The 25,096-nt window shown below is 70.2% G+C and carries 22 protein-coding genes; 8 read left to right on the top strand and 14 right to left on the bottom strand.

Annotated features, from left to right (window positions below; translation table 11 throughout):
• Positions 1–42 precede the first annotated feature (42 nt).
• A complete protein-coding gene (locus AOP78_RS13615) occupies positions 43–1,584 on the bottom strand; it encodes an ABC transporter substrate-binding protein (RefSeq protein ID WP_062205888.1) in 1,542 nt (513 codons plus the stop codon).
• 252 nt (positions 1,585–1,836) lie between these two features.
• Positions 1,837–2,499, bottom strand: coding sequence for a TetR/AcrR family transcriptional regulator (locus tag AOP78_RS13610; protein ID WP_062205886.1), 663 nt, complete (start codon positions 2,497–2,499; stop codon positions 1,837–1,839).
• Positions 2,500–2,606: 107 nt separating this feature from the next.
• On the opposite strand from AOP78_RS13610, the gene AOP78_RS13605 reads away from it, so the two are divergent.
• The 5 genes from AOP78_RS13605 (at position 2,607) to map (ending at position 7,677) form a co-directional block, all read left to right on the top strand.
• On the top strand, positions 2,607–3,806 hold the full coding sequence (locus AOP78_RS13605) for a glycoside hydrolase family 1 protein (RefSeq protein WP_062205884.1): 1,200 nt from the start codon (positions 2,607–2,609) through the stop codon (positions 3,804–3,806).
• Between the two features lie 141 nt (positions 3,807–3,947).
• Positions 3,948–6,053 (top strand): acetate--CoA ligase, encoded by a 2,106-nt coding sequence (gene acs / locus AOP78_RS13600; RefSeq protein ID WP_083980204.1) that lies wholly within the window; start codon positions 3,948–3,950, stop codon positions 6,051–6,053.
• A 22-nt stretch (positions 6,054–6,075) separates the two neighbouring features.
• On the top strand, positions 6,076–6,552 hold the full coding sequence (locus tag AOP78_RS13595) for a GNAT family N-acetyltransferase (protein ID WP_062206137.1): 477 nt from the start codon (positions 6,076–6,078) through the stop codon (positions 6,550–6,552).
• Positions 6,553–6,675: 123 nt separating this feature from the next.
• Positions 6,676–6,891 carry a hypothetical protein gene (locus AOP78_RS13590; RefSeq protein ID WP_152659563.1) on the top strand — a complete coding sequence of 72 codons (216 nt, stop codon included), beginning with the start codon at positions 6,676–6,678 and terminating at the stop codon, positions 6,889–6,891.
• 9 nt (positions 6,892–6,900) lie between these two features.
• Positions 6,901–7,677: a type I methionyl aminopeptidase gene (gene map, locus AOP78_RS13585; protein ID WP_062205876.1), complete on the top strand. Its 777-nt coding sequence runs from the start codon at positions 6,901–6,903 to the stop codon at positions 7,675–7,677.
• 59 nt (positions 7,678–7,736) lie between these two features.
• On the opposite strand, the gene AOP78_RS13580 is transcribed toward map, so the two are convergent.
• The 10 genes from AOP78_RS13580 to AOP78_RS13535 all read right to left on the bottom strand — a co-directional run bounded on the left by AOP78_RS13580 (position 7,737) and on the right by AOP78_RS13535 (position 19,558).
• Entirely contained in the window at positions 7,737–7,994 is a 258-nt protein-coding gene (locus AOP78_RS13580; RefSeq protein WP_062205873.1) for a YkvA family protein, read from the bottom strand.
• 159 nt (positions 7,995–8,153) lie between these two features.
• Positions 8,154–8,477: a hypothetical protein gene (locus tag AOP78_RS13575; RefSeq protein WP_062205870.1), complete on the bottom strand. Its 324-nt coding sequence runs from the start codon at positions 8,475–8,477 to the stop codon at positions 8,154–8,156.
• A 1-nt stretch (position 8,478) separates the two neighbouring features.
• Positions 8,479–9,450, bottom strand: coding sequence for a hypothetical protein (locus tag AOP78_RS13570; RefSeq protein WP_062205867.1), 972 nt, complete (start codon positions 9,448–9,450; stop codon positions 8,479–8,481).
• A 105-nt stretch (positions 9,451–9,555) separates the two neighbouring features.
• The gene (locus AOP78_RS13565) at positions 9,556–11,070 is read right to left on the bottom strand and encodes a carboxylesterase/lipase family protein (RefSeq protein WP_062205864.1); all 1,515 of its coding nucleotides are present in this window, start codon (positions 11,068–11,070) and stop codon (positions 9,556–9,558) included.
• 10 nt (positions 11,071–11,080) lie between these two features.
• Complete coding sequence (locus AOP78_RS13560) at positions 11,081–12,772, bottom strand: dipeptide ABC transporter ATP-binding protein (protein WP_062205861.1); 1,692 nt, start codon at positions 12,770–12,772, stop codon at positions 11,081–11,083.
• Entirely contained in the window at positions 12,769–13,857 is a 1,089-nt protein-coding gene (locus AOP78_RS13555) for an ABC transporter permease (protein WP_083980200.1), read from the bottom strand. The genes AOP78_RS13560 and AOP78_RS13555 overlap by 4 nt, the downstream gene beginning before the upstream one ends.
• Before the next feature lies 1 nt (position 13,858).
• The gene (locus AOP78_RS13550) at positions 13,859–14,947 is read right to left on the bottom strand and encodes an ABC transporter permease (RefSeq protein ID WP_062205858.1); all 1,089 of its coding nucleotides are present in this window, start codon (positions 14,945–14,947) and stop codon (positions 13,859–13,861) included.
• Positions 14,948–15,039: 92 nt separating this feature from the next.
• Positions 15,040–16,716 (bottom strand): ABC transporter substrate-binding protein, encoded by a 1,677-nt coding sequence (locus AOP78_RS13545; RefSeq protein WP_062205855.1) that lies wholly within the window; start codon positions 16,714–16,716, stop codon positions 15,040–15,042.
• Between the two features lie 227 nt (positions 16,717–16,943).
• Positions 16,944–18,602 carry an efflux permease Rv1217c-related protein gene (locus AOP78_RS13540; protein ID WP_062205852.1) on the bottom strand — a complete coding sequence of 553 codons (1,659 nt, stop codon included), beginning with the start codon at positions 18,600–18,602 and terminating at the stop codon, positions 16,944–16,946.
• Positions 18,602–19,558 (bottom strand): ABC transporter ATP-binding protein, encoded by a 957-nt coding sequence (locus AOP78_RS13535; RefSeq protein ID WP_083980198.1) that lies wholly within the window; start codon positions 19,556–19,558, stop codon positions 18,602–18,604. The genes AOP78_RS13540 and AOP78_RS13535 overlap by 1 nt, the downstream gene beginning before the upstream one ends.
• Positions 19,559–19,918: 360 nt before the next feature.
• Between AOP78_RS13535 and AOP78_RS13530 the strand changes: the two genes are divergently transcribed.
• From AOP78_RS13530 to AOP78_RS13520, 3 genes are all read left to right on the top strand, one after another.
• Positions 19,919–22,072 (top strand): RNA degradosome polyphosphate kinase, encoded by a 2,154-nt coding sequence (locus tag AOP78_RS13530; protein WP_236685392.1) that lies wholly within the window; start codon positions 19,919–19,921, stop codon positions 22,070–22,072.
• Positions 22,069–23,043 carry an NUDIX hydrolase gene (locus AOP78_RS15295; protein ID WP_062205849.1) on the top strand — a complete coding sequence of 325 codons (975 nt, stop codon included), beginning with the start codon at positions 22,069–22,071 and terminating at the stop codon, positions 23,041–23,043. The genes AOP78_RS13530 and AOP78_RS15295 overlap by 4 nt, the downstream gene beginning before the upstream one ends.
• Positions 23,044–23,329: 286 nt before the next feature.
• Positions 23,330–23,980, top strand: a complete 651-nt coding sequence (locus AOP78_RS13520; RefSeq protein WP_062205848.1) for a TetR/AcrR family transcriptional regulator — start codon at positions 23,330–23,332, stop codon at positions 23,978–23,980.
• Positions 23,981–23,990: 10 nt separating this feature from the next.
• Here AOP78_RS13520 and AOP78_RS13515 read toward each other — a convergent pair whose 3' ends face one another.
• Together AOP78_RS13515 and msrB are read right to left on the bottom strand one after the other, a co-directional pair.
• Positions 23,991–24,620 (bottom strand): hypothetical protein, encoded by a 630-nt coding sequence (locus AOP78_RS13515; RefSeq protein WP_236685390.1) that lies wholly within the window; start codon positions 24,618–24,620, stop codon positions 23,991–23,993.
• Entirely contained in the window at positions 24,621–25,076 is a 456-nt protein-coding gene (gene msrB / locus AOP78_RS13510) for a peptide-methionine (R)-S-oxide reductase MsrB (protein WP_062205844.1), read from the bottom strand.
• Positions 25,077–25,096: the final 20 nt, after the last annotated feature.

Here is a 25,096-nt window from a genome sequence, read left to right as displayed (position 1 = left end):
GGTGCGCCCCGTGGGGGCACGGGGCGCACCGGGTGGCGGGGATTAGGAAGCCGGCGTGTAGAACGCCAGCGACGGGACGATGTTGCCGGCCAGCGGCTCCACATCGACGTCGGCGGAGTGGATGAGCACAGTGTCGACGCGGAACCACGGGGCGAACCAGGCCTGCTCGACGATCTCGTTGTTGAGCTCCTGGTAGGCGGCATCCTGCTCGTCGCCGGTCGTGGCGAGGATCGTCTCGAGGGTCGCGGTCACATCGTCGTCCTCGTAGGCCTGGTAGTTGCCGACGCCGGTGGACGAGATGAGGTTGCTGACCGAGCCCCACGCGTTGGCGGGCTCGCTCCAGGTGAACCAGTGAGCCGCGAAGTCAGGCAGGCGCGACAGCACGTTGGTCGTGGGGATGGACTCGTACTCGACGGTGATGCCGACCGCGGCGAGCTGCTGCTGCACGACGGCGTCATAGGTGGCCGACCAGTCGGAGGACGGCATCGGCAGGGTGAAGCCGTCGGCGTAGCCGGCCTCGGCCAGCAGCTCCTTCGCCTTCTCCGGGTCGTACGTGTAGTAGTCGTCGAGCGACTCGTCGTAGGCGGCCGAGTCCGGGCTGAAGATCTGCGATGTCACGGTGCCGTAACCGAGGTTGAGGCTCTCGAGGATCGCCTCCTTGTCGAAGGCGTAGTTGATCGCCTGGCGGACGCGGACGTCGCCGAGGGCCGGGACGATGTCGCCCGCGCGGTCGTCGAGGAACAGACCCATCCAGTCGAGCGGGTAGGTGAGGGTCTCGAGGCCCGCGGCCTCGGTCTTCTCGACCCAGGACGAGCTTCCGACCACGGCGTCGACGGTGCCGGCGAGGACCGCGGTCTCGCGCGCGGTGTCATCCGTGAGCGGCATGATGACGAGCTCGTCGTAGGGGTAGGCGTCGGAGTTCCAGTAGTCCTCGTTGCGCGTGAAGTGGTACTCGCTGCCGACGGTGCTGCTCGCCGCGTCGTAGACGTAAGGACCCGAGCCGACGGGGTCGGTGTCGAGCGTGCCAGCCTCGATCGACGCGGGGCTGGCCATCTTGCCGCCGCTCAGCGTGAGGTTGTACTCGAAGGCCGGGTCGACCTCGCTGAGGGTGAACTCGACGGTCGTGGAGTCGATCGCGGTGACGGACTCGACCTTCGCCAAGTCGCTCGCCGAGGTTCCGGTTCCAGCGAGGTCCGCCTCGATGTTGGCGACGACCGCGTCTGCGTCGAAGGGCTCGCCGTCGGTGAACGTGACGTCGTCGCGCAGCGACATCGTCAGCACGGTGTTGGTGTCGTCCCAGCTCCACTCGGTCGCGAGGTTGGCGACGATGTTGCCCTCGGCGTCCATCGCGAGGAGACCGTCGTAGGTCGGGTCGAGGTACTGGAGGTAGTGGCCGCTGCCGATGTCGGCGGGGCTCCAGGTGGTGACGTCGACCTGCGAGCCGAGCGTCAGGGTCAGGCTCTCGCCGGATCCGGTGTCGCCGCTGCTCGACGAATCGGTGCTTGGGTCGGCGGCCGAGCAGCCGGCGATCGCGATGCCGATTCCGGCCACCATGGCCGCGGTGCGGAGGTGTCGGATGTTCATGGTTCTCTCCCTCGAGGTAGGGACTGTGGTGGAGGGGCGGATCGGGTGTCGGGCGACACCAGATGTCGTGTGGCTCCTTAAACCTACTTACTAGTAGGTCGGCGAGGTACCCATGGCGGCACTATTTACATCGGATTTACAAGGCGGAAACAAAGGGAAGATCTGTGATGCCGCCACGAATTCGTTCCGTAGCAGGCATCTCAGTGGAGCGCCGGGAACCAAAGGGGCCGACGCGCGAGCGAACACTCGACGTCAGGCGCGGATCCTCGCAGCGAGCGCATCGACGAAGTCACGGAACACCTCGACCAGCTGCACCCCGTCGTGTTCATGCAACCACTGGTTCTCGAGACCCTGGATCATGCCCACCACCTGCGCGGCGATGCGCTCGGGATCGGCTTCGGCGACGATCTCGCCTCGCTCGATGCTATGACGCACACCCTCGGCGACGTACGAGCGGGCCGCACGGAAGTGATCCACGGCCGTCGCCCTGTATGGATGCTCTCCGGCCGCGGACTCGGCCGTCATGAGGTGGAAGAGCTGGAGCACGCCCGGGCGCCCGACATTCACCTTTGCCATCGCGACGTAGGCGTCGAGCACCTCGAAGACCCCTGCATCGACGGGGAAGAAGGTCGAGAAGAGCGCGTTGTCGCGCCTCTCCTGCTCTCGCAGCATGGCGGCGAACAGCTCGATCTTGCTCGGGAAGTGGTGGAGCAGACCCGGCATGGTGATGCCGGCCAGCTTCGCGATCTCGTTGATCGAGGTGCCGTGGTAGCCCCGCTCGGCGAAGGCCTCGATCGCGATCTGCAGGATCCTTGCCCTCGCCTCCTCGCCTCGAGGCGAGCGTCGGCGCACCGGGGCTCCGGCCTTGCCGGGCTTGCGTGCGGCGCTCTTCGCGACTGAGGTGCTTTCGCTCATGACGTCGTGACTATATAGTGTCGTCTCACACGTGTGGCGCGTGGCCCGCTTCGGTGCGGGCTCAGGGCGGATCGATCCTCACTCATTGAACGAGAGCGATCGACATCATGACCACTCCCACCTCGCCCTTCCTGTGGGGTGCCGCGACTGCGGCGCACCAGGTCGAGGGCAACAACACCACCAGCGACTGGTGGGCCTCCGAGCACAACGGCAACTCGGTCATCAAGGAGCCGAGCCTCGACGCTGCGGACCACCTGCACCGCTGGCCGGAGGACCTCGACATCCTGTCGGGCCTCGGCCTCACGGCCTATCGATTCTCCATCGAGTGGAGCCGCATCGAGCCCGAGAAGGGCTTCAAGTCGCACGCCTATCTCGACCACTACCGCCGGATGATCGTCGGCTGCCTCTCGCGCGGCCTGTCCCCGGTCATCACCCTCCAGCACGTCACGCTCCCCCAGTGGCTGCGCGAGATGGGCGGCTGGAGCCACCCCGACGCGGCGGCGCTGTTCGCCGAGTACACGTCGTTCCTCGCACCCGCGCTCAACGAGGGCGTGGACTGGGTCGTCACCATCAATGAGCCGAACCTCCAGCCCCTGATGACGCGCCTGCACGCCGAGGACCCCCAGGTGCTCAATGCGTGGAACGGAGGCGCGATGCCGGAGGCGACGGACGCCGAGGTGGCTGAGCTCATCGCCGCCCACCGGGCGGCGGTGAGCACCATCCGCTCGACGACCTCCGCGAAGGCGGGCTGGTCCGTGGCGATCAATCCCGTCCACACGAACGAGGCCGGCGCCGAGGCAGCGGCCCGCTACTCGGAGATCCACGAGGACGTCTACCTGCGCGCATCGCGCGAGGACGACTTCGTGGGAGTGCAGACGTACACCCGGTCGCGCTTCGGCGAAGGCGGGGCGCTCAAGCCCACCGACGACATCCGGATGACGCAGCTGTGGGAGTTCTACCCGGAGGCTCTGGGCGAGGCGGTCCGTCACGCGAAGAGCATCGTCGGCGAGGTGCCTGTCTTCGTCACGGAGAACGGCATCCCCACGGCGAACGACGAGGAGCGCGTCGAGTACCTCGAGCGCGCCCTCCCCTCGCTTGCCGATGCCATGGCGGACGGAGTCGATGTGCGCGGATACCTGCACTGGTCCGCGATCGACAACTTCGAGTGGGCGCTCGGCTACGCGCCGACCTTCGGCCTCATCAGCTCGGACCCGGTGACCTTCGAGCGCACGGTGAAGCCCAGCGCGCACTGGTACGGGGACTACATCAAGGCTCACGCCACGCCCGCGCAGGTCGCCAAGGCCTAGCCGAACGACCGCAGCGAACCTCGGCCCGCCTCTGCGCACCTTCTCCCGCGCAGAGGCGGGCCGACACGCATCCTGACCTGATCTAGCAGGTGCCTTAACAAACCCTGGCGAAGCCTTGACGCATCACCTAGCCTGGCGGGCATGGCCAACGACGTCCATAAGTCCCCGCTGTCCCTCCTCCCCGAGTCCCCGAGCTCGAACGCCGGCGCTACCGGCTCCGCCGATCGCGCACCGCAGTCGCCCGAACGGCCCCATGACCCGCGCCACCACGTGACGCTCGAGAACCTGCACACCGAGCGGCGCAGCTTCGCCCCGCTCGCCACCTTCGCCGCGCACAGCAACGCGACCGCCTATGAGTACAAGAAGGCCGAGGTCGATCGGCTCGAGTACTGGAAGGAGGCCGCGCGCCGGCTCGCGTGGAAGGAGCCGTTCACCGAGATCCTCGACTGGTCGGATGCGCCCGTCGCCCGCTGGTTCCACGACGGCGTCCTCAACGCATGCGACAACGCGGTGGACCGGCATGTGCGCGAGGGCCGCGGGTCACGCGTCGCCTTCCACTTCCTCGGAGAACCCGGCGATACGCAGACCCTGACCTACTCCGACATGCACGAGCGCGTGCAGAAGGCGGCGAACGGGCTGCTGAGCCTCGGCGTCGGCAAGGGCGACCGCGTCGCGATCTACCTGCCCCAGATCCCCGAGGCCGTGGTCGCGATGCTGGCCTGCGCGCGGATCGGCGCGATCCACTCCGTGGTCTTCGGAGGGTTCAGCGCCGCAAGCCTGCGCCAGCGCATCGACGATGCGGAGGCCAAGCTGGTCATCACCGCCGACGGCGGCAACCGGCGTGGGTCCCACCTGGCCCTGAAGCCCCTGGTCGACGAGGCCCTCGCACCGTCGATCGCGCACCCGGGTTTCGCATCGTCCGTCGAGCACGTCCTGGTCGTGAAGCGCACCGGCCAGTCGACCGAGTGGACCGACGAGCGCGACGTCTGGTGGCACGACGTCGTCGACCCGCAGCCCGCGGCGCACGAGCCCGAGTGGGTCGACGCCGAGCATCCGCTGTTCATCCTCTACACGTCGGGCACCACGGGCGCACCCAAGGGCCTGTGGCACTCGACCGGCGGCTACCTCACGGGGGCCGCCCACACCCACCGGATCGTCTTCGACCTCAAGCCCGAGACCGACGTGTACTGGTGCTCGGCCGACGTCGGCTGGATCACCGGGCACACCTACATCGTCTACGGGCCCATGATCAACGGCGCCACCCAGGTGCTCTACGAGGGCACCCCGGACACCCCTCACCAGGGACGATGGTGGGAGATCATCCAGCAGTACGGCGTCACGATCTTCTACACGGCACCCACCGCGATCCGCACGTTCATGAAGTGGGGCGAGGCGATCCCCGACGGCTACGACCTCAGCTCGCTGAGGCTGCTCGGAAGCGTGGGAGAGCCCATCAACCCCGAGGCGTGGATGTGGTACCGCCGCGTGATCGGCGGCGAGCGCTGCCCCATCGTCGACACGTGGTGGCAGACCGAGACCGGCTCGATCCTCATCTCCCCGCTGCCCGGCGTCACCGCCACGAAGCCCGGCTCCGCGATGGCGGCGCTGCCCGGGATCGACGCGGAGGTCGTGGACGACGAGGGCCGGCCCGTGCGCGCGGGGGACGGCGGCTACCTCGTGGTGCGGTCGCCGTGGCCGTCGATGCTCCGCGGGATCTGGGGCGACAGGGCCCGGTTCGCGCGGACCTACTGGAACCGCTTCGACGGGATGTACTTCGCGGGCGACGGCGCCAAGCGCGACATCGATGGCGACCTGTGGCTCCTGGGCCGCGTGGACGACGTGATGAACGTCTCCGGCCACCGGCTCACGACCACGGAGATCGAGCATGTGCTCGTCGGTCATCCCTGGGTCGCCGAGGCGGCCGTCGTGGGAGCGACCGATCAGATCACGGGCCAGGCGGTGGTCGCCTTCGTCATCGTCCGGGGCGACGCGGAGGGGGTCCCGGACGACGGGGCGGCCATCGCCGACGCCTTGCGCACGCATGTGCGCAAGGAGATCGGGCCGCTCGCGAAGCCGCGCGACATCCTGGTGGTCTCCGAGGTGCCGAAGACAAGGTCGGGCAAGATCATGCGCCGGCTGCTGCGAGACGTCGCGGAGAACCGCGAGGTCGGGGACGTGACGACGCTCGCCGACTCGAGCGTCATGGACGCGATCAAGGACGGGCTGGCAAGCGGGAAGGCGGACTGAACAGCATGGGACGATGCTCGGCATGCGCATCGCCCCCGAGGACCCGGCCACACCCGACATCGTCGCCCTGCTCGAGGAGCATCTATCCGACATGCACGACACGTCGCCCGCCGAGTCCGTCCACGCGCTCGACGTCGAACGGCTGCGCAGGCCAGGCATCACCTTCCTCGCCGCGAGGGACGATGCGGGCGTGCTCCTGGGAGTCGGCGCGCTCGCCGAGCTCGACCCCTCCCATGGCGAGATCAAGTCGATGCGCACTGCGGGGGCGGCGCGGGGTCGCGGAGTCGCCGGAGCCGTCCTGTCCGCGCTGCTCGACGCGGCCCGCGAGAGAGGGCTCGCACGCGTGAGCCTCGAGACCGGCACGCACGAGTTCTTCGCCGCGGCGCATCGTCTGTACGAGCGGGCCGGCTTCGCACCCACGGGCCCGTTCGCGGACTACACCGAGGACCCTCACTCGCGCTACTTCACACGGGAGGTCGGCGCGGTCGAGCAGGCGTGAGGGTCCTCCATGAGGCACCGCGGCGCGACTCGCCCGGGCGTGACCCGTGGGAACGGTCCGCGCACCCCGAACCGTTGACGCCCTGAGAGTCGCGACCAGCGCGGCGCCGAAGAAGGAGTCTCCGTGCCGGTACCCCGCCGCATGTCCGTCGTTCAGCGCACCACCATGCGAGCCGTCGCCCTCGGCGCGGCCGCAGGCCTCTCCGTCGGAGGAGCCTCCGTCGCCGCCGCGGCAGAGCCGTCGCAGGGCCGCGAGGCCGCCACGACCACACAGTCGCTCCAAATCGTGACCTCGGACGACGCCTCGGACACCTCGGACGCGGACGACGCCGACCTGTAGGGTCACCGAGTGATCGAGATCCTCAAGCCCGACCAGCTCGCCCGCGCCAGAAGGACGGGAGCCCTGGTCGGAACCATCCTGGACACCGCCAAGCGGCGCGCACGGGTCGGCACCAACCTGCTCGAGATCGACGCCTGGACCAAGGCCATGATCGAGGAAGCGGGCGCCGAGTCCTGCTACGTCGACTACGCGCCGTCGTTCGGCAGCGGGCCGTTCGGGCACTACATCTGCACGTCCGTCAACGACGCCGTGCTGCACGGGCTCCCCCACGACTACGAGCTCGCCGACGGCGACCTGGTCACCCTGGACCTCGCGGTCTCGCTCGACGGCATCGCGGCCGACGCGGCCGTCAGCTTCATCGTCGGCGAGTCCCGCCCCGCCGAGTCCGTCGCGCTGATCGAGGCGACCGAGCGCGCGCTCGCGGCAGGGATCGCCGCTGCGACGTCTCGCGCGCGGATCGGCGACATCGCGCACGCGGTGGGCGGCGTGCTCACGCGCGCGGGCTACTCGGTCAACGGCGAGTTCGGCGGGCACGGGATCGGCTCAACGATGCATCAGGACCCTCACGTGCCGAACATCGGACCCCGAGGGAAGGGCTATCGGCTGAAGCCCGGCCTGCTGCTCGCGATCGAGCCGTGGGTCATGGTCGACACCGACGAGCTCGCGATCGATCCCGACGGGTGGACCCTGCGAAGCGCGACGGGCTGCCGCACGGCGCACTCCGAGCACACCGTGGCGATCACCGCCTCAGGTCCGGAGATCCTCACGCTGCCGCCGCGCGGCTGAGCCGTCCGGGGCCGTCCGACGCCATCTGGCGCCGTCTGACGCCATCCGGCATCGTCCGCTCAGACGGCCTCCGCGTCGACGACGCGCTCGTCGGCCTTCCAGCGCAGCTCCCACTCGTTCTTCTCACGCGTCGCGAGCATGAGCAGGACGCCCCACAGCCCGAGGTCGTCGACGAACCCGAACGGCCCGAGGAACAGCTCAGGGATCAGGTCGACGGGCAGGATCGTGTACAGGACCGCGGTGACGGCGGTGAGCCACGTCGTGACCGAGAGCCGATGCTCCCCACGCCGCACGGCCTGCGCGAATCTCCACCACATAGGGACCTCCTCCCGCGTCGCCGACGCTCTCAACTTTGAGCAGCGGACCTTCACAGTAACCCGATTCGGCCCCATTTGCGCATCAGCGACGCGCGTTCGCTCGGGCACGGCCAACGCCTCGACCGCGGCGCGGATTCCCCTGCCGAGTGGGGCGAGGCGTCAGCCGCGCCCGTGGAGGTAGTAGGCGGCTACGCCCGCGAGCACGAGCGAGCCGATGAGCACCACCTTGGCCCACAGGCGTCCACGCCACAGCCCCGTAGCGATCCCGGCCCCGGTGCCGAGCAGCAGCAGGGCCCCGGCGGACAGCCCGATGAGGTCGCCGCTCATGTACGCGTCGGTGCCGGTCGCGGTGGTGTCCTCGAACGACAGGGCTCGCAGCACGAGCCACGCCGTCGCGCCGAGGGTCGCGAGACCCACGACCGACGCCGCGATCCTCCACGCGACGTGGGTCCGAGACTCCTCGACGTCCTCGACCTCGCTCATATCACTCCCCTACCTGTACCGCTCGGATGAACGCGGCTCCCTCGGACTCCGGGTCGCCCACGACGATCGCCTGGATGTCCCCGTCCGTCTCCTCGGGGATCCACAGCTCGTAGTAGAAGTCGAACGTCTCGCCCTCGGGGACCTCGGCCTCCCACAGGTGCCGGTAACCGGCATCCTCGACGCCGGAGACGTCGCAGTCGCCGTAGCCGTACTGGGCCTCGCCGTCGATCATCACGGTCACGTCGGGGGTGTCCATCCACCAGGAGGTGTCCTCGCCCTCGACCACGTGCGTCGGGACGATGCTGCCCACGACCGCGACGCATCGTCCGTCCTCGAGCGTGTCCAGGCCGGGGATGTCCACGTAGCCCGCCACGGTCACCTCCCAGACGGTCGCGTCCTCGCCGTTGTACGAGGAGTCGAAGGAGAAGGCCTCGCCCGCGGCGGCCGGCTTCTCGAGGGTGCCGACCCCGCGGGTACCGTCCTCGTCGGAGGCGCCTCGCGCGGAGCCGAGCCAGTCGTCGGCCGACTCGATCACGTCGCCGATGCCGTTGACCACGGTGAACGCGAAGACCGCCGTGGAGACGATGATCGCGACGATGCTCGTGATGAGCGCCGCGGTTGGGAACCCGTTGCGATCCTGGGGCCTCGCGAGGCCGACGATCGCGAGCACGATCGCGGGGATCGCGAGCAGCCACGCGACCAGGACGAAGTGGCCCATGAACAGGGGGGCCACGAGCGCGACGGCGGCGAGAGCGAGCCCGACCAGGCCGAACGCGCTGCGCCGCTTGGCGGGCTCCGCCATCCACGGCCGGGACGCCGCCAGCGGCTGCCCGGCCCACGGCGGCTGCCCGGCCCAGGGGTCCTGTCCCGCGCTCGGCGCCGGCACCGCGCCCTCCGCCTCGCTCAGCGCCGGTGCGACCCAGGCCTCCTGCGCGCTCCACGGCTGCGGCGAGGTCCCCTCGTCGTCAGCCATCGGCACTCCCCTCGAGTCGCGGCCGTCGCCGCGATCATGCCTGAAGGTAGCGCGGCCCCCGGTGCCACACAAGGGCGCCACACAAGGGCGGCACACAGGAAGCGATCACAGGCCCGCGATAGGCCACCAGGTGCCAGGGGTCCACGCGTGCCCGTCCCAGGCGGCGCGCTGCCCGCCGTGGGGGTCGCTCGTCATGGCGCCGCTCGCCTCGCGGATCACCATCGTCGCGCGCGAGTCCTCGTCGTAGCCCTCCCACGAGGGGAGCGCCTCGGCTCGGGGCGCGCCGGTCGCCACGAAGGAGCCGACTGCGTCGGACAGCGCCCGGCCGCCTGGCCCGATGCCGAACCACACCGGCATCACGTCGGAGCCGTGAGTCGCGGGCATGGGGCCGTCGGGGATGCCAGGGAACGGCAGGGCGGGGACAGGCCCGTCGAAGCGTGCGCGGTAGACGGGCGCGTGATTGCTCTGCGCGTCGGCGAGCCGGCTGGTCGGAACGACGTAGCGCTCGTCGGAGAAGACCTCGACCCGCAGACGATGCGGATCGTCGGCCAGCTCGGGCCGCGCGGTCGCGTACGCGGCCAGCAGGCGCGCGACCTCGTCGTCCCCGAGGGCCTCGGCGAGGACCCGGTCGGCGTGCTCGGGCGAGCGCGGCACGAGCGCGTCGTACAGGAGGCATTCGAGCACGGTGTGCTGCGCGAGGAGCGCGATCCCCGCGGCCGCGCCCGCGGCGATCGCGTCGACGGGCACGCGTTCCAGCACCACCCCGTCGATCGACGGCCGCCAGATCCAGGTGCCGCGCGGGCCGCGCGCGAGGGCGTCCTGCGCCGCCACCAGGTCGGCGACGGGGACCGTGCGCACCCGGGCGACGGGCGCATCGTCCGGGAGCCCGAGCTCGCCCAGGAATCTGACGCGCAGCCGGGCGTCGTGCTCGGGGGTGGAGACGAAGTCGCCGCCGCCGGACAGGGAGACCGCGCCCGCGATCATCCCCGTGGTCAGCGGCGAGGCGAGGAGGCTCGCGACGGACTTGGCTCCCGCCGAATGACCGGCCACGGTGACCCGCGCGGGGTCGCCGCCGAAGCCTGCGATGTTGTCACGCACCCACGCGAGCGCCGCGACCTGATCGTGCAGGCCGTACGAGCCCGTGGGTCCTGCGTCGGGCAGCGCGAGGAAGCCGAGCGACCCGAGCCGATAGTTGACCGAGACGACGACCGCCCGCTGCGCGGAGGCGAAGCGCGACCCGTCGCCAGGACCGTCCGTCCCGGTCCCACCCTGGAAGCCGCCTCCGTGGATCCACACGATCACGGGCAGGGAGACCGCGTCGGCGGGCGCGGTGACGTTGAGGACCAGGCAGTCCTCGTCGGGCGCGGGGAGCGCGCCACGAGGCACGATGCCGCGGACGTCGGGCTCGGGGGCCGCCGGCGCCGGCGGCTGGGGCGCCGGAGCGCCGTACGCGAGCGCGTCCCTCACCCCGGCCCACCCGGCGTGCGGCTGCGGCAGGGCCCAGCGCAGCTCCCCGACGGGCGGCGCGGCGTAGGGGATGCCCTTCCAGGCGAGCACTCCGTCGGCGATCTCGGCGCCGCGGACGGCGCCTGCCCTGGTGGTGACGACGAGGCCTGTCATGCCTGGCACGCTACTCGCCCGCGGCGCGAAGCTCCTCCCACTGAGCACGGCGCTCAGCCTGCGCGACCGGGTCGGGCACGGGCAGCGAGGCGAGCAGCCGCTGCGTGTACGGCTGCTGAGGGTTGCCGAGGACCTGGTCGCCGGTGCCCTCCTCCGCGACCTTGCCGCGATGCAGAACGACGATGCGGTCCGCCAGCATGTCGACGACCGCGAGGTCGTGGCTGATGAACAGGGCCGCGAAGCCTAGCTCGCGGTGGAGCTCGTCGAACAGGTCGAGAACCTTCGCCTGGACCGAGACGTCGAGCGCCGAGGTGGGCTCGTCGGCGATCAGCAGCTCGGGCTCGAGCGCGAGCGACCGGGCGAGCGACGCGCGCTGACGCTGGCCGCCGGACAGCTCGTGCGGATAGCGGTCGCCGAACGACGTGGGCAGCTGGACCGCCTCGAGCAGCTCGTTCACGCGTCCCCTCGCCTCGCCCGCGTCGCCCGCCTTGCCGTGCACGATGAGCGGCTCGGCGACGCACTGCGCGATCGTGAGCAGCGGGTTGAAGCTCGTCGCGGGGTCCTGGAAGACGAAGCCGATGCGGCGACGGACGGGCTTGAACTGCTTCTCCTTCATCCCGTTCATCTCGACGCCGAGCACCTCGAGCGATCCGCCCGAGACCTTCGTCAGGCCCGCCATCGCGCGGCCGATGGTGGTCTTGCCGGAGCCCGACTCGCCGACGAGCCCGAGCACCTCGCCCGGCTTGATCGACAGGTCCACGCCGTCGACGGCCACGAAGTCCGGCTGGCGGAACCGCCCCGGATAGACGATGCGGAGGTCCTTGGCCTCGACGGCCGGCTTCTGGTCCTCCCAGCCCTCGGGCCGCCGTGCGGCGCGCTCGTGCGCACGCTCGAGCCCCTCGCCGATGCGCGGCACCGCAGCGAGCAGCTGCTGGGTGTACGGCTCCCGGGGGGCGCTGAAGAGGGTCCTCACGTCTGCCTGCTCGACGAGGTTGCCCTGGTACATCACGGCGACGCGGTCAGCGAGGTCCGCGACGACGCCCATGTTGTGGGTGATGAGGACGACGGCGGCGCCGAACTCGTCGCGGCACCGGCGCAGCAGGTCGAGGATCTCCGCCTGGACGGTGACGTCGAGCGCGGTGGTCGGCTCGTCCGCCACGATCACGCCGGGGTCGAGCACGAGCGCCTGCGCGATCACGATGCGCTGCTTCTGCCCGCCGGAGAACTGGTGCGGGTAGTGGTCGATGCGGGTCTCGGGGTCAGGGATGCCGACGCGGCGCATCACGTCGAGCACCTTCTCGCGGATCTCCGCCTTCGAGTACTTGCCGCGCGCGCGCAGCCCCTCGGCGATCTGCCAGCCCACGGGGAACACGGGGTTGAGCGCGGTGGACGGCTCCTGGAACACCATCGCGGCGTCGCGGCCGCGGACCTTGCGCAGCTCGGAGCCCGACATCGTGACGATGTCGCCCTCCGCCTTGCCGTCCTTGCTCGACAGCACCACGGCGCCCTTGATCGTGGCGGTCTCGGGCAGCAGCCCCAGGATGGTGCGCGCGGTCACGGTCTTGCCCGATCCCGACTCGCCCACCACGGCGAGCACCTCGCCCTGCTTGACCGCAAGGCTCACGCCGTCGACCGCGCGGACAGGTCCGGAGTCGGTCGCGAAGGTGACGTGCAGGTCCTTGATGTCGACGACGTCGGTCACAGCGCGCCCTCCTTGGTCGTGGGGCCGGCATCGGGGCCGTCGTCGGGACCGGACGATGCGGTCGTGGACGATGCGGCGGCGGCCTCGTCGTCGCCGGCCGGGGCGTCGGCGGGCAGCTCAACACCGAGGTCCTCGACGGGCTCGGCGCCCGCGGCGCGCTTGCGCAGCCGCGGGTCCGCGAGGTCGTTGAGGCTCTCGCCGACGAGCGTGAGGCCGAGCACGACGAGCACGATCGCGGCGCCAGGGAACACTGCGGTCCACCAGATGCCGGACGCGACGTCGGCGACGGCGCGGTTGAGGTCGTAGCCCCACTCGGCCGCGGCGGTCGGGTCGATGCCGAAGCCCAGGAAGCCCAGTCCCGCGAGCGTGAGGATCGCCTCGGAGGCATTGAGGGTGAGGATCAGCGGGAGCGTCCTCGTGGAGTTGCGCAGCACGTGACGGACCATGATCCGCCAGTGCGACGAGCCGATCACGCGTGCCGACTCGACGAACGCCTCGGCCTTGATGCGCACGACCTCGGCGCGGATCACGCGGAAGTACTGCGGCACGAAGATCACCGTGATCGACAGCGCCGCGGAGAAGATGCCGGACCACATGCCCGACTGTCCTCCGGAGATCACGATCGCGAGCACGATCGCGAGCAGGAGGGAGGGGAACGAGTACAGCGCGTCGGCGACGACGACGAGCACGCGGTCGAGCCAGCCGCCGAAGTACCCGGAGACCAGTCCGAGCAGGACTCCGACGACGAGCGAGGCGGTCACCGCGATGACGATCACGAAGAACGCGGTGCGGGCGCCCCAGATGAGGCGGGACAGCACGTCGTAGCCGCCGACGGTGGTGCCGAAGAGATGCTCGGCGGACGGCGGCTGCGTGGCGCCGAACAGCTCGTCGCCCTCGCGCAGCTGCGCGAAGCCGTAGGGCGCGAGCACGGGCGCGAACAGGGCGGTGAGCAGGAAGATCGCGGCGAGCACGAGGCCCGCGATGAGCATGCCTCGCTGGAGGCCGACGCTCGAGCGGAGCTGCGAGACGATCGGCAGGCGCGCCCAGAGCGAGCGTCGGGGGGCGGTCGCGGGAGCGGTGGTCACGTCAGTACCTCACTCGCGGGTCGATGAGCGCGGCGATGATGTCCACGATGAAGTTGGTGAGCGCGACGATCACGGCGAGCATCGCGACGATGCCCTGCACGGCGACGAAGTCGCGCGCCTGGAGGTACTGCGCGAGTTGGAAGCCCAACCCCTTCCACTCGAACGTGGTCTCGGTCAGCACGGCCCCTGACAGCAGCAGCGCGATCTGGAGACCGATCACCGTGACGATCGGGATGAGGGCCGGACGGTAGGCGTGTTTGCGCAGCAGGCGACGCTCGGAGACGCCTCGCGAGCGCGCCGCGTCGACGTACCCGGAGCCGAGGGTCGAGATGACGTTGGTGCGCACGAGGCGCAGGAAGACGCCCGCGGTGAGCAGGCCGAGCGCGAGGGCCGGCAAGATCGCGTGCTGGAGCACGTTGGTCACGTTGGCCCAGTCGCCGGTCTTGATCGCGTCGATGAGGTAGATCCCGGTGGGGTTGTCGATCCGCCCGAGCTGGAGGGCGACGCGGGTGTCCGCGCGGCCGCTGACGGGCAGGATGTCGAGCCACACCGAGAAGACGAGCTTGAGCAGCAGGCCCGCGAAGAAGACGGGGGTCGCGTAGGCGAGGATCGCGAGCACGCGGAGCACGGCGTCGGGCGTCTTGTCCCGCCTGTGCGCCGCGATGCGCCCCAGCGGGATGCCGACCGCGAACGCGACGATGAGCGCGTAGAACGCGAGCTCGAGCGTCGCGGCGCCGTACGTGATGAGGATCTCGGTCACGGGTCGGCCGTCCGAGAGGGTGGTGCCGAAGTCGCCGTGCAGCAGGTCGCCCAGGTACTCGAGGTACTGGACGATCAGGGGGCGGTCGTAGCCCGCGGCGTGTATGCGCTCGGCGAGCTGGTCCGCGGGCAGGCGCCCGCCCTGGGCCGCGGTGATCGGGTCGCCCGTCGCGCGCATCAGCACGAAGACGGTGGTCACGAGGATGAACACCGTGGGGATGATGAGCAGGGCCCTCACGAGGATGTACCGGCCGAGCGCGCCTCCGCCGGACTTGTCCTTGCGTGGCCTGGGGGCCGGCTTCGCCGGCGGCGTCTCGACGGACGTGGTCATACGTGGTCCTTCGGTGGCCTCAGGGGCCGGTCATCGGAGGGGACGACGAAGAGTGGGGGCCGGGCGTGCGCCCGGCCCCCACTCTAGGCGTGTCAGCCCTTGGACAGGGCGGCGTAGCGGAACTTGAAGGACGCGTCGAGCGTGTCCTCCGCACCCGAGACGTCGGTCAGGGTGACGGCGACCTGCGCGCCCTGCAGCAGCGGCAGGGTCGAGAGGTCGGCGGCGACCGCGTCCTGGATGTCCTCGATCAGGGCGGTGCGCGCGTCCGTGTCCGCGGTCACGGCCTGCTCGAGGATCATGTCGTTGACGTCCTGGTTCTCATAGTGGTTGCCCAGGAAGTTGTCCGTCAGGAAGAACGGCGTCAGGTAGTTGTCCGCGTCCGAGTAGTCCGGGAACCAGCCGAGCTGGTAGGCCGGGTACACGTCCGAGGTGCGGTCCTTCGAGTACTGGACCCACTCGGTCGACTGCAGGTCCACCGTGAACAGGCCGGTCGACTCGAGCTGGTCCTTGATCAGCGCGTACTCGGCGGCGGAGCCGTCACCGTAGTGGTCGCCGTTGTACTGCAGGCTCAGGGCCACGGGGGTCTCGACCCCGGCGTCCTCGAGGACCTTCGCGGCGGCGTCGGCGTCGGGGCCGCCCGAGCCGTCACCGTAGAGGTCCATGAGCGACTGGGGCGCACCCGTGAGGCCGTCCGGCACGTACGAGTACAGCGGCGTGTAGGTGTTCTGGTAGACCTGCTCCGCGATCTCGGAGCGGTCGATCAGGTCGGCGGCCGCCTGGCGGACGGCGAGGGCCTTGGCCTCGTCCGCGTCGGCGGTCGTGGCGCCGTAGGGCATCGTGTCGAAGTTGAAGACGATGTAGCGGATCTCTCCACCGGGGCCGTCGACGACGTTGACGTTCTCGTCCTCACGCAGGTCCGCGATGCTGGTCGCGGACAGCGAGCGGTACGCCACGTCGATGTTGCCCTCCTGGATGTCGAGCTTGAGGTTCGACTCGTCGGCGTAGTACGTCACGTCGACGTACTGCGTCTTGGCGGCGCCGAGGAGACCCATGTAGTCGGGGTTGGCCTCGTAGCTGACCAGGCTGCCCTCGACGTAGTCCGTGATGGCGTACTGACCGGCGAACGCGTTGCCGGCGACGATGTCCTCGTTCGAGGTGATCGAGTCGGCCGAGAAGACCTCCTCGTCGACGATCGGGCCCGCGGGGCTCGACAGGATCTGCGGGAACACCTGGTCGTTGGCGGACTTGAGGTGGAAGATCACTGTCAGGTCGTCGGGGGTCTCGACCGAGTCGAGGTTGTACAGGAGCGAGCCGGGGCCGTTGCCGTCGTCGGCGCCCGACTCGAAGATCGCCAGCTGGCGGTCGAACGTGAACTTGACGTCGGAGGACGTCAGGGCGTCGCCGTTCGCGAACGTCAGGCCCTCCTTGAGGACGACCGTGTACTCGGTGTCCGAGGTGAACTCCGCGGACTCGGCGATGTCGGGCTCGACGTCGGAGGAGCCGTAGGGCGTGTTCAGCAGGAACGGGTAGACCTGGTTCATCACCGCGAACGAGCCGTTGTCGTACGAGCCGGCCGGGTCGAGCTTGGTGATGACGTCGGTGGTGCCGATCAGCAGCGAGTCGCTGGTGCCGTCGGACGCCTCGGACGTGGTGTCTGCCGAAGCTGAGTCGGACGTGGAGTCCGTGCCGCTCGAGCAGGCGGCGAGGCTGAGCGTCGCGACGGCGAGTCCGGAGACCACCGCGAGGCGACGAGCTGCAAGGGAACGCAAGATACGTACCTTCTCTCATCGATGAGGTTCGCGCTGACCCCCACGGCCGCGCGGACCTCCATGCTAGCACACGTGCCCCCACCTCCCAGGCGAGTTCACCTGGTTGTTTACGCGCCCGAAACACGAGGAGGAAACGCCCCCGTTCAGCGTGGCCGAATCGTTATCCGTCCCGAGAGTCACATGATGCGACACCCGACGTCCTCCGACCCCGCCCGCACCGCCCCGGATCAGCCCTTGAGGTCGCGCCTCGTGTACGCCCACACCCCGATCGCCCCCAGCACGGCCGTGGCCCCGGCCAGCACGAGCGGGTGCCACCAGATCAGCCCGTTCTCGAGCGGCAGGTGCCACGAGTAGTAGTAGAACGGCGAGAGCCTGGCCCACGGCAGCAGCGCGTCGTTGACCGCGGCGAAGGACACGATCGCCCAGCCGAGGATCGCGACGCCGGTGCCCGCCCCGTTCGCGACGGCGGGGTTGCCCGTGGCGGCGGCACCGAGGAAGGCGACCGCGCCGAGCGTCGTCGCGAGCAGCGCGAGCAGCAGGGTCGCGGCGCCGATGTTGGCCCACGACATGTCGAGCCCCGCGGACACGTTGCCGACCGCGACCCCCGCCCCGGCGAGCGCCGAGACCCCGATCGCGGCGAGCATCGTCGCCGCGAGCTTGCGCCACGCGACCCCGGCGCGGGACACGGGGTTGCCGAACAGGAGGCTCGCGCGGCGGGTGCGCTCCTCGACCGCGAGGCTCATGCCGCGGTTGATCGCGACCACCGCGACCGCGACGGGGGCGACGATGCTGAGCCCCTCGCCGTGATACCAGCCCTCGGGGGTCGTGTAGTCGGCGAATCCGACGATCGCCATGATCGAGTCGGGGAACACCTCGACGAAGTCGCCCACGAAGTCGGACACCGCGAGGAACAGCAGGCCCATCACCGACAGCATCATGAAGATGCCGCCTCCGGCGATGATCATGATCGCGCGGCCCTCGGTGAGCGTCAGGCCGACGATCCCCCGAGCGCCGCCGCGCCCCTGGAGCATCGTGATCGCCTTCTCGACGCGCGGGTCAGCGGTGAGGCGTTCGAGGATCGGGAGACCGCCCTCGCCGGACCTCAGGTCCCTGCCCTCGAGCGTCCAGAAGGCGACGCCGATGAGCGCCGCCGACGCCGCGAGCATGATCGACACCGGCGCCCACTGCACGCCGTTGGTGAGAGGCTCCCCGTCGCCGATGTAGAACCACGGCGACACCTTGGCCCAGCTCTTGTACCCGTCGATGAGCGGCACGACGCCGGAGATGAGGAACGACAGGATCAGCAGCCCTGCAGCGATGCCCGATCCGAGGACCTGCTGCCCCGTCGCGGTGCTGATCGCGAGCGCGAGCGACCCGAACAGCAGCGACACCGCGAGGACGTGGACCGTCGACGCGCCCACGTGCACCTCTGACAGGCCCTCCCCGAAGCTCACGACCGCGAGCGCGTAACCCGCCCAGCTGAGCAGCCCTGCGCCCGCCACGACCGAGACCATCGCCATCGTCTTGGACCACAGGAGCCGGCGCCGCGAGCGCGGCACGGTGGTCAGGATGTTGACGGTGCCGGTGCGCTCCTCGCCGGCGATCACGCCCGCGCCGATCGAGATCGCGATGCCTGCGATCACGAACGGCCCCAGGAAGTTGAGCATCATGCTCATCATGAGCGTGGTGACGCCACCGCTCGAGCTCAGGCCGATCGACGTGCGGTAGAAGTCCGGCATCTGGTCGAAGAAGCCGACGACGTCGTCGCCGATCCCTGAGTACGCCCACATGCTCATGAACGCGGTCGCGGTGAGCGCGGCGACGCCGATGACGGCGCCGAGCCAGCGGTCCCGCACCGACTTGAGGTACAGCGTCCGGAGCATCATCAGCGGCTCCCGCGCCCCGCGGCCCGCTCCTCCTCGGAGGCCTCCTCGGCCAGGACGTCCTCGCCGACCTCGTCGCGATAGAACTCGAGGAACATCTCGTCGAGGTCGAGCGATCCGGACTCGACCGACAGCACCTCGCGGTCGGTCGCGGCGCGCAGCAGCGGGGCCATCGAGCCCTCGTACTGCACCGTCACAACGAGCCCGTCGGCGCTGGCCTCGTGCACGCCCGGCACGGCCAGGAAGTCCGCGGCCGGGACGGGCGCCGCGAACTCGAGCCGCAGCCGGCGCACCGCCTTGTCGCGCAGCTCATCCATGCTCTCGACGGCGACGAGCCTGCCGCGGCGGATGAACGCGACGCGGTCGGTGACTCGCTCGACCTCGGACAGGGTGTGCGAGGACAGGAACACGGTGTTGCCGGCCGCGGCGTGCTCGCGCAGCATCGTGTGGAACTCGAGCTGGACGAGCGGGTCAAGACCCGTGATCGGCTCGTCGAGCACCGCGACCCGGGGACGATTCATGAAGGCCTGGATGATGCCGACCTTCTGCCGGTTGCCCGACGAGTACTCGGCGACCCTGCGCGAGAGATCGGCGTCGAGCCGCTCGGACAGCTCGTCGACCCAGGCCCAGTCGACGCCGCCGCGCAGGTGCGCGAGGAACTCGAGCGTCTGACGCCCCGTGAGGTTGGGGTACATCGCGAGGTCCGACGGGAGGAAACCGAGGTGACGGCGGATCTCCACGGCGTCCTTGCGCGAGTCGAGGCCGAGCACGCGGCACGAGCCCGAGGTGGGCCGGATGAGGTCCAGCAGGCATCGGATGGTCGTGGACTTTCCGGCGCCGTTCGGTCCGAGGAAGCCGAAGATCTCGCCCTCCTCGATCTGGAACGACGCATCGTCCACGGCGACCACGTCGCCGAAACGCTTGGTGAGGTGGTCGATCTCGATCGGTGCCGGCGCCATCGCCGCTCCTTCCTCGCGTGCCCGCGCCCGCTCGGCGGCGTCGCGGACAGGAACTCGTCTCCCTCCTGTTCTAGCCGAGCGCGGGCCGGCGGATCATCATTCTCAAGGATGGTTTCTCAGGGACGATGCGGGCGGTCGCGGCGGCGACCGGGCGGGGACGATGCGGGTCGCCGGAGCGGCGACGATGCGGGTCCGGCCACGCACGGCGGGCGGCCCGGCGAAACCGGGGTGAAGGTCTCGCCACGCTTCGGCGACCGTGCAACGATAAGGACCATGGCGGACAGCATGGACCTCACCGAGGCGGGACCTCAGCCCGCTCCCTCAGCAGGCACGGCCTTCGAGATCGTCTCCGACGAGACGATGGCCGTACCGGTCTACGACGGGGAGGCGCTCGCCGACCTGCCCGACGACCGGTATCTGGACCGCGAGCTGTCGTGGCTCGCGTTCAACCAGCGCGTCCTCCAGCTTGCTGAGGACCCGACCACGCCGCTGCTCGAGCGCGCGCGCTTCCTCGCGATCTTCGCCTCGAACCTCGACGAGTTCTTCATGGTCCGCGTCGCGGGCCTCAAGCGCCGCATCGCGGCGGGCTTCGCCGTCCCGTCCGCCACGGGCATGAGCCCCACGCGACTGGTCGAGTCGCTCACCGAGCGCGCCCACCAGCTCATGGACGAGCACGCCTCGGTCTTCGAGGATGTCGTCCTTCCCGAGCTGGCCCGCGAGGGCATCCACCTGGTCCGCTTCGAGCAGCTGGGCGACAATGAGCAGAACCGCCTGCGCAAGCTGTACCGCTCGGACATCTTCCCGGTGCTCACCCCGCTCGCCGTGGACCCCGCGCACCCGTTCCCGTACATCTCCGGCCTGTCGCTCAACCTCGCCGTCGAGATCCGCGACCCCGGATCGGGCAAGGAGTACTTCGCCCGCGTCAAGGTGCCGGAGACGCTGCCCCGCTTCCTGTCGGTGGACATGGAGGGCCGCGCGTCGCAGATCACCGACGCGTGGTCGCTGTCGGACGAGCCGCGCAGCTTCGTGCCGCTCGAGGACGTCATCGGCGCACACCTGGACTACCTCTTCCCCGGCATGGAGGTCATCAACCACTACACGTTCCGGGTCACCCGCAACGAGGACGTGGAGGTCGAGGAGGACGACGCCGAGAACCTCCTCAAGGCCATGGAGAAGGAGCTGCTGCGCCGCCGCTTCGGCCCCGCGGTGCGCCTCGAGGTCGCGGACAACCTGCCGCCCAAGATCCGCGAGCTGCTCGTGCGCGAGCTCGGCATCACGGAGATGGACGTGTTCCACCTCCCCGCGCCGCTCGACCTCACGGGCCTGAACGTCATCGCGGACCTGGACCGCCCCAAGCTCCAGTACCCGGCGTTCCGCCCCACGACCCACCACAAGCTCGCCCCGGTCGAGTCCGCGCAGGAGCAGAACATCTTCGCCGCGATCTCGCGCGGCGACGTGCTCCTGCACCACCCGTACGACTCGTTCTCCACCTCGGTGCAGGCGTTCCTCGCGCAGGCCGCGGCCGACCCCAAGGTCCTCGCGATCAAGCAGACGCTGTATCGCACCTCGGGCGACTCCCCCATCGTCGACGCGCTGATCGAGGCGGCGCGCAACGGCAAGCAGGTCCTCGCGCTCGTGGAGATCAAGGCGCGCTTCGACGAGCAGCGCAACATCTCGTGGGCGCGCAAGCTCGAGCAGTCGGGCGTGCACGTGGTCTACGGCCTCGTGGGCCTCAAGACGCACTGCAAGCTGTCTCTCGTGGTGCGGCAGGAGGACGACGGGCTCCAGCGCTACTGCCACGTCGGCACCGGCAACTATCACCCCAAGACCGCGCGCCTGTACGAGGACTACGGCCTGCTGACCAAGAACCCCGACGTGGGCGCCGACCTCACGAAGCTCTTCAACCAGCTCTCCGGCTACGCGCCCAAGGCGAAGTTCCGCCGCCTCATCGTCGCGCCGACCGGCATCCGGGTGGGGCTGATCGAGCGCATCGACGCCGAGGCGGAGCGCGCCAGGAACGGCGAGGAGGCCTGGGTCAAGATCAAGGTCAACTCGCTCGTCGACGAGAAGGTCATCGACGCGCTCTACCGGGCCTCCCAGGCCGGCGTGAAGGTCGACTGCGTGGTCCGCGGCATCTGCGCGCTGCGTCCCGGCGTGCCTGGCCTCAGCGAGAGCATCCGCGTGCGCTCGATCCTCGGCCGCTTCCTCGAGCACTCGCGCATCTACGGCTTCGCGAACGGCGGGGAGCCCGAGATCTTCATCGGCTCGGCCGACCTCATGCACCGCAACCTCGACCGCCGCATCGAGGCGCTCGTCACCATCGTCGATCCCGAGCAGATCGCGCTCCTCGAGGAGACCATCGACCTCGCGATGGATCCGGGGACGGGGGCCTGGGAGCTGCGCTCCGACGGCTCGTGGCAGGCGATGCGCGCCGATGCGGAGGGCAAGCCCCTCAAGGACCTCCAATCCCTCTACATCGAGCGTCAGCCCCAGCGGAGGCGAAGCGGCAAGTGAGGCGGTACCCACCCGGCACCGTCGTCGCGGCGGGCGCGATCGTCTGGCGGATCCATGACGACGAGCTGCAGGTGCTCGCCGTGCATCGTCCGCGCTACAACGACTGGTCGTGGCCCAAGGGCAAGCTCGACCCGGGTGAGACCCTGCCGGCGTGCGCGATCCGCGAGGTCGCGGAGGAGACGGGCAAGCAGGTGGTGCTCGGGCAGCCGCTGCCGTCGCTGAGGTATCCCATCGCGGGAGACAAGACCAAGGTCGTGAAGTACTGGGCGGCGCGCGTCGCGTCCAAGAGCAGCCGCGCGGTCTCCGCCCGACCGCCGGTTCCTCCGGTGAACAAGGACGAGGTGGACCGCAGCGCGTGGCTCGGCATCGACGAGGCCTACCGCCGGATCACCTTCAAGGACGACCTGCGCCCCCTGTCGGCGCTCGTGACCGCGTACGAGAACGAGCGGCTCGACACGCACGCGTTCGTCATCGCGAGGCACGCGCGCGCGAAGCGTCGCAAGGCGTGGCACGGCACCGACCTCGCGCGGCCGATCACGAAGCGCGGTGCCGAGCGGGCCGAGCAGCTCGTGCCGCTGTTCGCGGCCTTCGGCGCCTCGAAGATCGCGTCGTCCCCCGCCGAGCGGACGATGGCGACGGTCCGCCCCTTCGCGGAGGCGTCGGGGATCCCGATCAAGACCCACACGGCGCTCACCGAGCCGCTCCACGCGTCGGACCCCGCGCGCACGGCGACGCTGCTGCAGAGGCTGCTCGACAAGGACGTGGCGCGGGTGATCTGCGTGCACCGGCCGACGCTGCCGACGATCATCGAGATGGTGCGCGCCGCGCGCCGTCCGTACACCTACGGCGCCCTGCCCCGCTCCAACCCGTACCTTCCCGCAGGAGGCGTCCTGGTCGCGCATCTGCGGTCGACGGAGTCGGGGGCCCAGGTGGTCGCGGTGGAGTCGCACGGACTTCAGGTCCCGCTCTAGCCGTACCCAGCATGCGTCCCTGGAGAACGTGAGTGCTCAGGATCGCCGATTCTGAGCAGCCGTGTGCTCACAGGGCGTCGGAGCAGGACGATGCGTCAGTCGCCTGGGCATGAGAAGACGCCGGACCGGGAGCGCCAGTCGGCGCGAAGGCCGCTCTTGGCGGCTGGATTTGGAGCCCGGGGCTACCACGGTCCGACGTCCCCTCTAATGTAACCCGGAACCGACGCCCGGCCCACCCCTTCGGCGCTGCGCGAACAGCCGCATCGTCCGCTCCTAGACTGGCGGGATGATCGAGCCACGTCGCCCGCGCAAGGACGCGGTCGCCAACCACGAGCGCCTCCTCGCGACGGCGTTCGACCTGCTCGGCTCGCGCAACGCCGACGTGTCCGTCAACGAGCTCGCGGCCGCCGCGGGCGTCGGCGCGGGAACCGCCTACCGGCACTTCCCCGACCACGACGCCCTGGTGCGGGCGCTGTACGATCGCGCGGCCGAGGAGTTCACGGCGGGCCTGAGGATGCCGCCTGAGACGGAGAGCGCGTGGGAGCGCTTCGCGGGGCTCGTCGAGTCCGTCGTGCTGCTGCTCGCCGACCTTCCCGGGCTGCGCGCCGTCATGCGCCTCATGTATGAGGTGGAGCCGGAGTACGCGCCCACCCAGGTGATGGCGGCGCCGTTCGCCGATCTCGTCGCCGCGGCGAAGGCCGAGGGTGAGATGCGCGAGGATCTCAAGCTCGGGGACATCACGCTCACGATGTTCGCGCTGGGATCGTTCGTCGGGCACCCGCAGGGCGTGGAGCGCGACGCCCTGCGACGCGCGATCCTCATCGCGCTCGACGGCATGCGCGCGACCTCCACGCGCCACGAGCTGCCCGAGGCGCCGATGACGATGGACGAGTTCCACGCCTTCACGCACCGGCGCAACGCTCCGCCTCAGGACTGACGGCGCCGATTCAGTCGAGACGCTCCTCGCGCCACATGCGCGCGTTGGTCTCGAGGTCCTCGCCGGTGCGCAGGAGCTGCGCGGCGCGCATCGTCGTCTTGTGGGCGCGGGCGTCGGCGTGGCCCTCGTCGGACTCCGCCTCGAACGCGACGCCCGTGGCGACCACGCGGCAGAACGCTCCGGCCCGCTCGAGCGCGACCGCGAGGTCGCCCGCGTAGACGCCCGAGAGGATCGCGTCGGCGAGGCGCTGGACCTCCTCAGGCCCGGGCGGGTCCTCGACGCCGGCGATCGCGTGCCGCACGTGCGCGGCCTGGACGCCGTGGTGGTACGACCTCGCGACCGCCGCACCGTCGTTCTTGACCCACTCGCGGATCATGTACAGCCGCCACAGCGAGCCGGGCAGCGTGTGCGCCTCCGCCTTGGACCAGAGCATCGCGACCGTGTCGATGCCCTCCTCGTCAACGAGCCGGATCAGCCGGTCGACGAGCGCGGGGTCCTGCGACGCGCGCGCCTGCGAGACCATCGCGTGCGCGGTCTCGTGAGCGATGAGGGCCCGATCGGCGGGATCGATGTCCCCCTCGATCTGCTCGGCCTCCTCCATGTCGAGCATGGCGGGACGGCGGAAGCGCGGCTCGGCCACCTACAGGTCTCCGTCCGAGGCGCCGAACTCGGCGGGGGTCGGGGCGGACGTCGCCGCGTCCTCGGTGAAGCCGAGGCTGACCGAGTTGATGCAGTAGCGATCGCCGGTGGGGGTCTGCGGGGCGTCGGGGAACACATGGCCCAGGTGGGACTCGCATGCGGCGCAGCGCACCTCGGTGCGGACCATGCCGTGGCTGAGGTCCTCGTGAAGCGTCACGGCCTCGGAGTCCTGCGGGTCGAAGAACGAGGGCCAACCGCAGTGCGAGTCGAACTTGGTGTCCGAGCGGAACAGCTCCGCGCCGCACGCGCGGCACGTGAAGGTGCCCGAGCGCTTCTCCTCGAGCAGCTCCCCCGTCCAGGGGCGCTCGGTGGCCGCCTCGCGGAGCACTTGGAACTCGATGTCGCTGAGCTGGGCGCGCCATTCGGCGTCGGTCTTGACGATCTTGCGTGAGGTCACGTATCGCTCCTTCCGGGATC

Origin of the sequence: Demequina salsinemoris (assembly GCF_000974805.1) — a bacterium.
In the GTDB taxonomy this organism is placed as follows: Bacteria; Actinomycetota; Actinomycetes; order Actinomycetales; family Demequinaceae; genus Demequina; species Demequina salsinemoris.
Note: the sequence above shows the minus strand (reverse complement) of the source record. Positions and strands in the feature narration are given on the sequence as shown.